Here is a 12,846-nt window from a genome sequence, read left to right on the forward strand (position 1 = left end):
AGTTGCAGGTACGTGCCGCTATCCTCAATCGCTTCACACGGTTGGGCACGCCCACGACGGTCGCCATGCCGTAATTCCGTCCGGGATTTGGGGCATTACGTGCCCAGCTGATTTATGCAACAAAGCCGTCGAGAGGGCGGATGAGTCGTCGCCTTGGTGTGACGACAGGCAGGGTGCATCACCTCTTTTCCGATAACGAAAGTTGCTTCTTCCTGATGGCAGATTACGCAGCCGACGTCGTGGATATTCGTGAGCAGTTTCCATTGTTTCCTGAGTCGGCAACCCAGCACGTTGCATCATCGTTGGGAGTCCGTCATCCAAGCTATCCCCGAAGCCGAACGCCGATCGTCATGACGACGGATTTTCTGCTTACTAGGATTGATAAGTCCGGCAAGCGATACTTGGCAGCAATTAGCATAAAAAGCGCGGACGACCTGCGTGGCCGAAGCCGGAAATCTGTGCTGACCAAACTGGAGATCGAGCGACGGTATTGGCTTGTGCGCGGTATTCCATGGTACCTGTTCACAAATGCCGAATTCGACAAGACCGTCATCGACAACCTGGAGTGGCTCAGTTACTTCATGGTGGAGCATGATGGCGACCGGGGTGCTTTCGAAGCGCTGCTGCCCCGGTTTCTTGCGGCGTTCAACACGCCATCCTCACAAGGGCTCATGCTTGCAGACCGGCTGCGGAAGTGCGCGGCAGTGTTCGGTACCGCTGTTTCCGCTGAACTGGCGGCCGACATGTTTCGATATTGCGCCTGGCACAAATTGATCAACCTGGACCTGCGGGTGCCGATCGGTTTGCGCTGTATTCCGGTGGTCTTGCCCGTCGCATCTGACCCGCGATTCGCCTGTGCTCAAAAAGGTGGTCACAATGGACCTATTGTGCCCTGCTGAGGTATTCGAGCCGGTGCCAGGCGTTGTGGACACAGGTTTTGCATGCGCGCAGCGTGTTTTGTGGGTCGTGCCCGATGAAGACGTGCTCGTCACCATCGGCATGCAAAACCCGTTGAAGAAGCCGGATGCGCATAGCCTGCGGACGGTGATGGGGCTCTTGAACGATGGCATCCTGCAGCGGGTTGAAGTGAAGCTGAGGCCTTACCTGTTCCGGCCCGAGGAAGCGATCTTGCGTCGAAGCCTGGACGTCAGGGATCGAGCCTGGGCGATCATTGAACCTCTGGTACGTGAAGACTGCATTCCTGAAATTTATCTTCCGCGCACCCGTGGCCGTCTGATCCTGGCCCGCGCTGCGGAATTGGGGCTCGACCCCAAGCAGGTGTATCGGCCCCTGTACCGGTATTGGGCGTATGGGAGCTGTGTCGACGCGCTGATTGCGTGCTATGACTTGTGTGGTCCGTCCGGGCAGAAGCAGCAGGCAGGATCGAACAAGCGCGGCCGGCGGCCGGACCGGGTCAAACTGCAGGACGATCTATCTCTGCTTGGACCGTCGAGAGCCGAAGTCCGGAAGAAAATTGTTCAGGGCATTCATGCCTTCCTGAAGCCTGGTGTGACGATCAAGAAGGCCTGGGAAGACACTAAGCGGACATATTTTAAAACTGCCGAGATTGAACACGGAAATCTGCTGATTCCAGTGCCACCTGAAGCGCATGAAGCGCCGTCGCTGCACCAGTTCAAACAGGTCGTGAAGGAGATGAATCACGATCTTTCGCTTACCAAGCGCAACATCAGCACGACCACCTGGAACCTTAAGCATCGCGGAGTGTTGGGATCTTCCAGGGACAGGGTATTCGGGCCTGGCGCACGGTTCGAGATCGACGCGACCATCGTGGACGTCTACCTGGTATCGGTGTTCAACCGCGCCTGGCTGATCGGGCGGCCCGTCCTGTATGTCGTGATCGACGTCTTCTCCCGGATGGTGGTCGGCTTTTATCTTGGGCTTGAGGGCCCGAGTTGGGAGGGCGCCCGGTTGGCATTGTTTAATGCGTTTTCGGACAAGACCGATTTCTGCCGACAGCTGGGCATCGACATCAGTCCGGATCTTTGGCCATGCCATCACCTGCCTCACAAGCTACTGTGCGACAACGGAGAGTTGAAATCCAAGGCGTCGGATGCGTTGCCGAAAGAGTTCGGTATCACCATCCAGAACGCTGCGGTTCGCAGGCCTGACTGGAAGCCCAACGTGGAGCAGCAGTTCAACCTCATCAATAATCACACTATCCATTTCGAACCGGGTGCATTGAACCGTCGGCTGGACGAAATGAAACGACGCCACTGTTCGCTCGACGCTTCGCTGACACTGCCTGAGCTGGGCCGGATCCTGGCGTACAAGTTGATAGAGTACAACCTGTCTGCTTACAGCGCCGACGCACTGCCCAATGAAATGCTGGGCGAAAATCTCATGGATGCGACTCCGCTAACGGTTTGGAATTGGGGTATGGAGCACCTGACGGGCGGAGCGAAAGTGCTCGAAAAACAGAGGGTATGGACAAAGCTGTTACCTGCCGCAACCGCATCGGTCCGGCGTGACGGTATTTATTTTCATGGGCGCCGTTACGCGTGCGAGCGAGCTGTTCGCGAAGAGTGGTTTGCACGGGCAAGAACGACTGGCAAGGTCTCACCGATCGAGATTCGTCATTTGCCGTATGCGCCCGCGTGCATCTGGATTCTCAACGCCACGTCACGCGCGTGGGAGCCCTGCGAACTGTTGGACAACAACGAAAAATATCGGCTGGCCCGTCTGGAAGAGATGCTTGATCGCGCCAAACTGCTTGGCATGGAAGCGGACCAAAAGGCCTCGGAGCTTCGGCAGGTGTGCGCAACGCTGGACGCCAAGTGCGAAGCCATCACGACGGACGCAAAGAAAGCCGCAGCGCAAGCCAAGCAGGGACTGAGCAAGACCGAGAAGAAGGCGAACGTTCAGGCGAACCGGGCCTTCGAGAAAACTGCCGAGCGCGTCGAACACGCGCGTGATGCGGCGCAGTCGTATTGCGATCCGCCGGCACAGGACAATGTAGTGAAGTTGCGTCCCGATATGCGAAAACAAAACCCGCTCGACGACATCTGGGGTCTGTAACGGGCCGGCTCTCGGAGCGGTGGTCATGATGGAGCAGCCGATGAGTACCGATCATTCTTCTCCCACGTATGCCGAGCAGAATATCGCGGAGTATCGCGACAACCCGCTGATCGAGGCCCTGCCCCCGATTCTCACGGAGAAGGAAGCCGCGAGGGCGATGATCCTTCGTCCGCAGATCCAACCGGAAGAGCGTGCGATGTCGACCGAGGAGCGCTGGCACCTTCTTGCACGGCTCAAGTATGTCGTAATTCCTCGCCTGATTTTCTATGACGTGGAACGCACCATCTCGCGCCTGCTCCGGGCCGGCTACGTCGTCCGCAATCCGATCGAGGCGGCGACGTGGCGCAGTATCTATACCGCCCAAGATCGAGAGCAGTGGCGAAACCTCGACTGGCAACTGATCCCGTGCGAATCGCAACTGCTCATCGTTGGACTGAGCGGGTCTGGAAAGACAACGTGCGCCGACGCGATTTTGCGAACCTACCCCCAACAGGTTATCCATCACGCTTCCTGGCGAGGACGCCATCTGCCGATCACGCAACTGGTATGGCTGAAAGTGACCTGCCCCAAAAACGGCTCGATCTCGAGTTTCTGCCGTGAGTTCGCGCGACAGGTCGATGCTGCTCTCGGCACCGGCGGCAAATACGAAAAATTGTTTTCAAGGACTGGAATGCGTGAGGACATGCTGGAAGGCGCCATGCGCCAGATCGCTGCGACCCACTTCCTCGGCATCCTGATTATCGACGAGATTCAGCGGCTCAGTTTGCAGAAGACACACGGCACGGCGCCGCTGTTGCATTTCTTCCAGGATCTGCGCACGGTCCTCCGGGTGCCGGTGGTCGAAATTGGTACCAGCAAGGCCGCCAACCTGTTCACCAATGAGATGAAGGATGGCCGCCGGGCTTCGGAAAGCGGTCTGATCCAGTTCGAACGACCGCCAAAGCGTGTGAAGGAGTGGGACGATTTCGTTCGGCGCATCTGGACATATCAGTGGGTCCGGCAACCACGAGATCCGGATGAAGAGATACTTGATACGGTTTTCGATCTCAGTCAGAGCATCCCCGATTTCGTCGTGTTGCTCTTCAAGCTTGCACAGCAGCGGGCAATGCTCGACGGTACCGAAACGCTAACGCCGAAGCTCCTGCGGCAGACGTATGACGACGGGTTGGCATTGCTTCATCCTGCGATCAATGCGCTGCGCACGAATACGACGAGGTCGCTGTCGCAATACGAGGATTTGCTGCCGGTCGACGAAGCTCTGGCGAAATTGCTCGAGTTTCCGAAACAGGTCACGGTCATGCACGATTATCTTGACCAATTGTTTCCGGTAACAGGTCCTGCCGTGCAGGCAGAGGGGACTGGGCAGAGCGTATCACCACAGTCAGGTGACGTTAACACCGAATCCGTCGATTCCGGTGCGCTCGATTCAGCACTACCGCCTGGGTATGTAGACATGCGGACCGCGGCGGATGCGGATGATCCGCACCAGTACCTGGTCGAGAAGGGAGTGATCAGTCATGAAGGCGTCGGCCTGGGCAGTCGTCGATGAACGGGCGGCGAAACCATCCGTAGCTCTGGAAGCGAAGCCGGCAGGAAAAGCTGGCGATGTCATCGTGCCCGAAGAGACAATATTTGGCATTGTGTCCCGCTACCACGCATTAACGGGGCATCCGACCTCCGGGGACACTCTGATCGAATTGCTGAACCGTCGATGCGTTACCTTGGGCACGGCGTTTCCCAGTGGCCTGAACCGGATCTCGAAGGATCTCCGGTTGCCGGTGAAGACGATCGAGGAACTGATCGAAGGGCACACGATCCTCCCATGCTTCAGGCCATTCATGAACCACGCCCACTACACACGGATCGCCGATTCGATGGCGGTGGGTACGGCAACCAATACGAAAATCACTTTGGGACTGTTGGCGAGCCGCGTGGGAGCGGACGATGTGCTGCGATTCTGTCCCGTCTGTGCTGTGGCCGACTGCGAGACGATCGGCATAGCGACGTGGTATCGCGCGCACCAGTTCCCAGGTGTTCTCGTATGTCCTTATCACGGGGTTTCTCTTGTCGCATCCGACTGCCTGGCGCAGCGCTTGAAACGCACGCAGTTATTTCTTCCACCTACGGCCGCGAAGTGGAACAGTCAGAAGAGCGTTTCGAACGTCGACGATCGGGCACTTGAAAAATTAGTGATCGTCTCGCGGCTCATTGCTCAGTTATTTTTGCTGCGGGGTGTGCCAGTCGATCCGCTGACCTGGCGGAACCATTATCTGGCCCATTTGGTGGACCGGGACCTGGCTACGGCCAGCATGAGGGTCCGACAACGAGCATTGCAAAGGGCACTCCTAGATTTTTGGGGATGCATTAGGAACCTGCCCCCGTTTGATGGCATATTCGCGCGCTGCGCTGGGGATGATTCGTGGTTGACAAGTCTTTACCGCCGGCCTCGTGCCGCGCACCACCCGCTGTTGCATGTTCTGCTGATCGGGTTTCTGGCCGAGAGCGTCGAATCCTTTCTCTGGACTGACATCCCTTCCCCGGCGGTCACTTCCGCGCCTGACGAACAGGCATCCACAGTTACGGAATGTAAGATCACCGCGCTGGCAGCCGAGGGCCGGTCGATGCGTCAGGTGGCGAAAGAGCTCGGCCTGTCTGTCAACGCGGTTCTGGTCAAAGCGGAAAAAATCGGCATCGGTTTTACACGCAGGTCCAAGAAGCTCGATGTCACGGTCCGTTCGCGAGTGCGGCGCGCCTTGGCGGCGGGCGATGCCATCGCAAATATTGTGAACACGACCGGACTGTCAGCATCGACTGTAAATCGTATTTTGGGAGCGGAGCGCGACCTGCAAACTCAGCGTACCGCCAACATTCGGGATCAGCGGCAGACACAGGCTCGTGAAAAGCTGAGAGCAGCCTTGGTCGCGGCACCATCAGGTGGATTCAAGGCGCTCCAGACTGCGCTGGGGGCTGACTTCATTTGGCTGTACCGGCACGACCGCGCCTGGCTCCAAGCGCAGCGTCCAGCCACAGTTCGGATTGTGGAGCGGACCTCGTCGGTTGATTGGTGCGCCCGCGACAGGGAAATGGTGGAGCGTGTGAGGTTGGCGGCTACAGAGATACTTGATCCGGTGAGACACCCGATTCGTGTGACCCTCAACGAGATCGGACGATGCACGGGCAACGCATCGTGGCTCGACAAGTACCTTGCGCGGCTACCCCGGACGACAGAATTGCTGTCCCAAATTCTTGAGCCAGTTGCCGTGTTTCGGGCGCGCCGGCTTGCGTGGCGTGAGAAACATAACGTGGATGCCTTAGATTAATGGCTACACCGAAGGGCGAGGTGGAACCGGTACTTCCATGGTATTCCAAGAAAACAAACAGGTAATGGCGCGCGGTTTTTGCGGTTCCCGCAGAGCGGCAGCGACGTCATCGGCCACACCGGCAATCCACTGGCCTTTTACACGTAGATCAATTAGCTGACCACAGAGAATGTAGGCATATTCTTCAATTACAACAGCGTCGGCAAGGGAGACGCCGAGTACTTCCTGCACATGGATTGTTGGACGGGTTCATAGACCGCTACTTCCCTCTACCGCGTCTCTTTGAGCCATCGACGCTTACCTCAGCGCCGGCCGATGCGGCAGCGCAGTTCGCTATCCTCGGTCGCGCCGCGTCCACCACGACTTCTTGACCGTGCTGTACTTGCTGGATCAATCCGTCATCACGGTGAGCCTGGAAGGCACCACCACTGCGCCAGGGCCAACCGGCGACCTGATGACCTATGTGACAGCAAGGGCCACTGTTATTGCGACGAAGAAACCTTTGGAATAAGATGGGTAACCTACGCTGATCCGCAACCCGTTTGCGGAACCACACATGGATTTCGACACGCTCAAGCAAGACAGCCGCACTTCTCTCCACAAAGCCGTCATCGACGAAGCCGCTTACGACAAATCCGTGGGCAAGGTCCGGAATTTTTCGTTCTGGTCGCCGTCGAAAAACGGATTATGGGAGCATCAACAGATCGCCATTTGTACGGCGATCGCGTACATCCATGGCGAGAAGAAGATACCCGGCCGCCAAGGCGTGACAGAAGCGGCATTGCTGAAGCTTCCGACTGCTACCGGAAAATCCGGGATCATCGCGGTGATTGCGCGCTGTCTCGATGCCGTTCAGCGAGTCCTAATTCTGACGCCGCGCGTCGCTCTGACCGATCAACTGATCGACGACGTCACCGCGACATTCTGGACTCGGGTCGGCTATTCCCATATGCCCGACGGCGCCGACACTGTGTTGCAACACAAGAATGGTGATCGGATCGACAACGCGTCGATACGGAAGATATTGCCAAGCAACGCGGCGGCGCTGACGCACGACATCAAGCAACACGCGAAAAAAAGAATGGTCCTCGTCGGCACCCACCAGGCGCTTGCCGAAATACGCCGTGCGATGGAGGGCGACGATAAAGCGAAGCGCAGCGAAGCGGAAAAGTTTCTGAGTGCGGTAAAAAGGTCGTTCGATATCGTCATCGTCGACGAAGGGCATTACGAGCCCGCGGTGTCTTGGTCCAGAGGCGTGCGCGAGTTCAACCTGCCGACCATCCTGTTGAGCGCGACGCCCTATCGGAACGATTTCAAATCGTTCCGCGTGGGCGGGCGTTACCTGTTCAACTTCCCATATGAAGAGGCGGTCAACCGGAAGATCGTGCGGCGCATGGAGATTCAAGCGCTGCCGCTAAGCCTCGCGACGCGCGGTCCCGCGAGCAACCCGTACGATGAGTTCGTCGATGTCCTTGTGAAGGCGCTTCCCGCCATCGAAAAGCACGCGTCGGCCTGGTGCACTAACGCCCCGAAGGTTATCGTGCGGGCCGCCGAACTCGAGACGCTCCAGCATCTCCAGAATGCCCTCGATCGCGTATTGCCGAACGAAACGCTGCTGGTCCACGACAAGGCGGTCAAGACGACCCATCCGCATCGTTATGCGAGCGTCGCGGAAGCGAGGAAGAACTTCGATAGCGCCAGGTTCTGGCTGCATCAACATATGCTATCGGAAGGTATCGACGACCCGCGTTTCGTCGTCGTGGCAATCTTCGATCTCATGGGGAATGCTCGCCAGCTGATCCAGCAAATGGGACGCGTGGCCCGCTATCTGCGTCCCAACACGGGAAATAGCTTGCAGCAGGGCCACATCCTGGCGCGTTCCGACATTGCACAGAAGATAGAACAGGCGTGGCAGCGTTACCAGGCTTACGAGCGCTACATTGCGAACAATGTCGGGCATATCGTCGTCAACGAAGTCGCGTTGCCGGACCGTTTGCTCGCGTTCATGCCGGAAGCGCAATACATCGATGGCAGCTTCCGCGAGCGCTTCAACTTCGGTGGCACATTGTCGGCGGATCATGTCCAGTTACCGCGAACGGCCGCCGTTTATCAAATGGATGGCGTGGCGGTGTCCCTTGATGACGTAGAGGCAGTGGCCGAGGAATCGTTGATGGAGAAGGACCGGTTCCAAATCAAGCCTCTCGCCGACATGCCGCCAGGGGCAATCGGCTTCTCGTATTATGCCTGGCAAAATTCACCTTATTTGACCGAACAGTTCTTCTCCGAATGGAAGTTCGGTTCTTTCGTCTGCATCCGGCACGGCGACTTCTTCTTCGTTCACGACACGAGCGGCCTGGCGCTCGATATGACGTCGCTCGGGCTGAAGCGGGTGGACAGAACCACGCTCGAGAAAATATTCCCGGCCAATACGAACGGTCCCAATGCCGTTCGGACGCGCCTGTCGAGGATCTCGTTCAATTCGCTGGAAATGTCGCAGGATGCGATTCGCGGGCTCGCCATGAATACGCATTCTTTCGCAGATACATTCACCGATCTGCTGGATCCGTCCCTCGTCCCCGCCACGGCGGCCGGTTTCGTCGGCGGCTTGCCGCGCTACGTGGGCTTCGCGAAGGCGCGGCTTCGGGATGGGGGATACCAGTACGTATCGATCTCCGGGTATACCGCGTGGACCAAGGACGTCGCCGATCAATTGGCGGACGCTGCGCGTATTTCCAATCAGGTGTTCGGCCGCTATGCCGCACTGGTCGCAACCGTCAGCAAGGCCGAGGCGACGCCGAAGTCGATCCTCATCGATCTCTGGACGCCGCAACTGCAAGGTGGCAACGGCGACGCGGAGGACGGCTATCGGACTGCCGATTTTTTCGACTCGGCCGAGCTGTACGCTGACGTCCAGCCGGATGGACGCTTCACATTAACAGTGAACGGTAAACCGGCCGTTTGCCGAATCGAATACAACGGCAAAAACAAGCGATATCGCATCGAAAGCAAAGACCTGGAAGACCTGTACACGATCGAGCCGGAAGGCGGAAACCTGGTGGAACGCCCCCTGCTCAGGCATCTCAACCGGCGCCAATCGTTTCGCGTGCTGCCGGATCTCGCGGGGGCAGTCTATTACGAAGGAAATTTTTTCCGTCCGACCCTGCGCTGGAAACAAGGTACGGAATTGCCCGTACTGGACTACGTGTTCACTGCACCCTGCCTATCACCGGTGATTTCCGAAAAAGGGGAAAATTTCTATTCTGCGCCGACGCGGTGGGAAACGGAGTCGATCTTCGGAATCTTCTCTAAAGCCGCCAGTACCCCGCTGGCGCCTGGGGCGACGGCTTCGACAGACCCGTTAATCAAGGCTATCCAGGCCATCCCAATCTGGCTGTGCGACGACGACAATCAGGAAACGGCGGATTTCATCGGCTTTGACATGACGCACCGGCGGCTCGTGTTCGTACACGCGAAAGTCGGGGACTTGAGCAAGAAGGGCCAGGGGTTTAACGTAGGCGGTCTGCAGGTTGTGGGCCGGCAGGCGATGGCGAGTTTGGCGTTCATGTCGCGCGGTGCTGCGTCGTCGGAATGGAAAAGCACGCGTTGGACGTCCAAGGTGAAAGCGAACACGCTCACGCTGACCAAACGGAATCGCATCTTCGGCAATCCCGGCAAGGCGACGGCGGCGAAACTCGATGCGTGGCTGAAAGAGGTCATCCAGAACCCATCATTCGACAAAGAAGTCTGGATCGTCGGCGCACGGATGACCGACCGCGCGAAAGTGGAAGCTGCACTGCAAGGCGCTACGTGGGAAAACCGCTTACGCCAGTTCCTGATGCATTGGGACACCATGCAGACTAGTTGCGCACGGGCGAATACGCGGCTGAAGTATTTTTGCGACTGACTGACGTTGAGTGGCCGCACGAAGTCGCATTGCAAGTCTAGCCAAACTCATATCTAGATCACTCATTTTCCAAACCGATGAAGAATAGCTGCTCTTGATCCGATAGTGGATTATCGGTATCGCTAAGTGTCCGAGAATGTTATTTTTATAAGAATAAAAAGTTTTTGTTAAGCGTCCTTTAGTCAGACTCTGCAATATAGATCGGGCTTTTCGTATAGTAACGTCGCCCAGCGGGAGGAAATTCGCGTTTCGGGCAAGGACCTGGCCAGTCACGTTGGATGCCGCGTTCTACAAGCAGCCTCGTTATAGTTTCAGCACCGTAAGAAATCGATAAATCAACATCTTGAAAAAAATCCATCAGTACGAGGCAGCGATGATATTCCACTCCTGATCGGGCCCTGATCACGCTGATCGCAGCGCGCTTAAGCATCAACTTGGCCCATAAAACCCGCCGGGCATAAAAGTGCCAGTTAGACTCCGCGTACTCTTCCAGCGCTCGTAGCGTTGCCGGAAAGGCATGTGGATTGAGCGCTGAAGCATTCCAGCCGGCCTCTTTAGCAAGACGGTTGATCGTAACTTTTTCTGGTTTGGCAGCGGATGCATACAAGGCCGCGGCTGTCGACATAACCGAGCGTGCCCGCTCGCCATCTTTCTCGCTCCTGCGCGGAACTTTGGCCGGGTCTGCTGGCTTGTGTTTCACTTGCTGAAGTTTTCGTCTCAATAGTGTAATTGCTTCTAAATCGAGCGAGACTAACCGTTTCATCAAACCATAATGTGATTTCCACAAGTCTTCTATGGAGCAATCAGGAATATCGCGAGCATGGACAACAAGCTCGCGCAAAAGACCTGCGATTCGTTGCGGTATGCTTGGCTTGCTGGCTTTTGTGGTGCCGACGGCGATGGCCAGTCGTTTCACAACGGGTTGTTCAATGCTACCGCTTTGCTCATTTCCGCCGGTCCCACCGACGGCAGCCAGGAACTGGGCAGCATCACGAAACAGGAAATGCGCAAACAGTAGATGGCGGCCGAGTGGCGGTTCCGTGACGCTGTAGTCGTTCAACATCTTCAACCATTCGCTCAGCCGATCATCACGATAGGCTACATCCGTCCTTCTGAGGAAATCTTTCCCATAGAATTTTTCCATTTCGCTCTTTATGCGGACACGGCTTACTTTTTCGTTGCCCCAACTACAGCCGATAGCGCGTGCACGGTCACGATAACTCTCGACCAGTACATGTGTTGGTACCGCTGAGTGTGGGGCTGACTGCAGGAGGGTCGCAGAGAACCGGGCGTAGGATAGCGCGACGGGATCTACTTCGTGATGGGGCAATATGCTATCGAAAACATATTTTTTGCAGGTGCATCGGCGCCAAGGTGTGAGGGCAAGATTGGAGCGTCGTCCGAATGAGCACTCGCAGTGGGGGCATTTGTAAAGCAAGGGTGAAGCATGCCTGCTGCACACTTCTACCCCCGGTATTTGATGGGATCGGTGAATGTAGCGAACGCCGCAAGTAGCCAGATCCTCACGCAGGCATTCCAGGCAAAGTCGGATCGGCTCAGCTGAAAGCCGCTTCGGAGCATTTGTAGCTTTGTTCGGGGTCGCCCTCCTCGAATCCTCCGGGAACGATAGTCCATTGAAAATTGCAAGTAATGGGTACAGCGTGTGTGCCCGTAAGATCTCCAGTGTACACGCTTCCACATCTTCACCTATGCGCGGAGCGAGCATTTCAAGGTGCGGGGGGATCCAGGCAGACAAATTGAACGGGGCGCAGTGGAATAGCTCCTGGAAGGTGGCGGTCGGCGTCCGGTTACAGCTCAGTATATGAAACCTTCCGACAACGGAAATGATGACTTCATCTGGCAAAGGCGGCGCAATGAGGGAATGTCCGGGGCCAAGTGCTGCGAGGGATATTGGCGTATCACCCAGCAGCATTCGCTGTTCGTGATCTGGCTGCACCAGAGGATCTGATGATATTCTTGTTGCCATGATGGCACTGCTGCCCTATCGGACGAGCTTTAAGGTTGCCTTGCTGGTTCTTACTTTAGGCTACGCAGTGGTTGGGCACAAGGGTGCATTCGGCTGGTGGAACTGTTATACGCCACTGATGGTCGCCAACTACTGTTTTGAGCGTTTGCATGGCACAATTTGACAAACATTGGCGGTATGTCAACACGGCCCCCTAACTACCGCAGAGTAAGATTTGACAAACATTGACGTACAGGTAACATTCCTAAGCTGTTGATTTTACATACGCGGATTTGACAAACATAATTTGACCTATTCAAGATGACAGGCTTAGATTATGTTTGTCAAATGTAGATTATGTTTGTCAGATTGTAGGTAGTATTTGTCAAATTTCGCCGGATAAATCTTAACGGCAAACATGTCTGAAACGCCTTACCGATGCGCTCCTCGTTACCTGTTGGAACGAGGAGCGCATTTTCATTTTCACTTACGCGGCTTTGTTGCACAAATCCGTCCCTGCGGCGGCCAAGCTGGGCCACGGGTAAACTGACGGGATGAGTGCACCAGCCAAACCGAAATACCGAACGACCAACTGGAAGGAATACAACGAAGCGTTGAGA

Annotated in this window: 9 protein-coding genes; 7 read left to right on the forward strand and 2 right to left on the reverse strand. The window is 56.4% G+C overall.

Annotated elements, in window-relative coordinates:
* Positions 1-140 precede the first annotated feature (140 nt).
* From HAV22_RS30470 to HAV22_RS30495, 6 genes are all read left to right on the forward strand, one after another.
* On the forward strand, positions 141-899 hold the full coding sequence (locus HAV22_RS30470) for a TnsA endonuclease N-terminal domain-containing protein (protein ID WP_229421510.1): 759 nt from the start codon (positions 141-143) through the stop codon (positions 897-899).
* Positions 877-3,036, forward strand: coding sequence for a TnsB C-terminal domain-containing protein (locus tag HAV22_RS30475; RefSeq protein WP_166865516.1), 2,160 nt, complete (start codon positions 877-879; stop codon positions 3,034-3,036). The genes HAV22_RS30470 and HAV22_RS30475 overlap by 23 nt, the downstream gene beginning before the upstream one ends.
* Before the next feature lie 25 nt (positions 3,037-3,061).
* A complete protein-coding gene (locus HAV22_RS30480; RefSeq protein WP_229421511.1) occupies positions 3,062-4,585 on the forward strand; it encodes an ATP-binding protein in 1,524 nt (507 codons plus the stop codon).
* Positions 4,554-6,356: a TnsD family Tn7-like transposition protein gene (locus HAV22_RS30485; protein ID WP_166865519.1), complete on the forward strand. Its 1,803-nt coding sequence runs from the start codon at positions 4,554-4,556 to the stop codon at positions 6,354-6,356. The genes HAV22_RS30480 and HAV22_RS30485 overlap by 32 nt, the downstream gene beginning before the upstream one ends.
* A 367-nt stretch (positions 6,357-6,723) precedes the next feature.
* Positions 6,724-6,867 (forward strand): hypothetical protein, encoded by a 144-nt coding sequence (locus HAV22_RS30490; RefSeq protein ID WP_166865522.1) that lies wholly within the window; start codon positions 6,724-6,726, stop codon positions 6,865-6,867.
* 45 nt (positions 6,868-6,912) lie between these two features.
* Positions 6,913-10,260: a DEAD/DEAH box helicase gene (locus HAV22_RS30495; protein ID WP_166865524.1), complete on the forward strand. Its 3,348-nt coding sequence runs from the start codon at positions 6,913-6,915 to the stop codon at positions 10,258-10,260.
* A gap of 178 nt (positions 10,261-10,438) precedes the next feature.
* Here the strand turns inward: HAV22_RS30495 and HAV22_RS30500 are convergent, their stop codons facing one another.
* Entirely contained in the window at positions 10,439-12,247 is a 1,809-nt protein-coding gene (locus HAV22_RS30500) for a TnsD family Tn7-like transposition protein (RefSeq protein ID WP_308789255.1), read from the reverse strand.
* On the opposite strand from HAV22_RS30500, the gene HAV22_RS30505 reads away from it, so the two are divergent.
* On the forward strand, positions 12,246-12,410 hold the full coding sequence (locus HAV22_RS30505) for a hypothetical protein (protein WP_166865529.1): 165 nt from the start codon (positions 12,246-12,248) through the stop codon (positions 12,408-12,410). The genes HAV22_RS30500 and HAV22_RS30505 overlap by 2 nt on opposite strands.
* 160 nt (positions 12,411-12,570) lie before the next feature.
* Here HAV22_RS30505 and HAV22_RS30955 read toward each other — a convergent pair.
* A partial coding sequence (locus HAV22_RS30955) for a hypothetical protein (protein WP_208296449.1) occupies positions 12,571-12,846 on the reverse strand: 276 nt, incomplete at its 5' end.

The organism is Telluria antibiotica, from assembly GCF_011682055.1.
Lineage (GTDB): Bacteria > Pseudomonadota > Gammaproteobacteria > Burkholderiales > Burkholderiaceae_D > Telluria > Telluria antibiotica.

What these genes read in the sequence shown, in the direction of transcription:
- HAV22_RS30470 (WP_229421510.1), top strand. Translation starts at nt 141, where the DNA reads ATGAGTCGTCGCCTTGGTGTGACGACAGGCAGGGTGCATCACCTCTTT.
- HAV22_RS30475 (WP_166865516.1), top strand. Translation starts at nt 877, where the DNA reads ATGGACCTATTGTGCCCTGCTGAGGTATTCGAGCCGGTGCCAGGCGTT.
- HAV22_RS30480 (WP_229421511.1), top strand. Translation starts at nt 3,062, where the DNA reads ATGATGGAGCAGCCGATGAGTACCGATCATTCTTCTCCCACGTATGCC.
- HAV22_RS30485 (WP_166865519.1), top strand. Translation starts at nt 4,554, where the DNA reads ATGAAGGCGTCGGCCTGGGCAGTCGTCGATGAACGGGCGGCGAAACCA.
- HAV22_RS30495 (WP_166865524.1), top strand. Translation starts at nt 6,913, where the DNA reads ATGGATTTCGACACGCTCAAGCAAGACAGCCGCACTTCTCTCCACAAA.
- HAV22_RS30505 (WP_166865529.1), top strand. Translation starts at nt 12,246, where the DNA reads ATGATGGCACTGCTGCCCTATCGGACGAGCTTTAAGGTTGCCTTGCTG.
- HAV22_RS30500 (WP_308789255.1), bottom strand. Translation starts at nt 12,247, where the DNA reads ATGGCAACAAGAATATCATCAGATCCTCTGGTGCAGCCAGATCACGAA.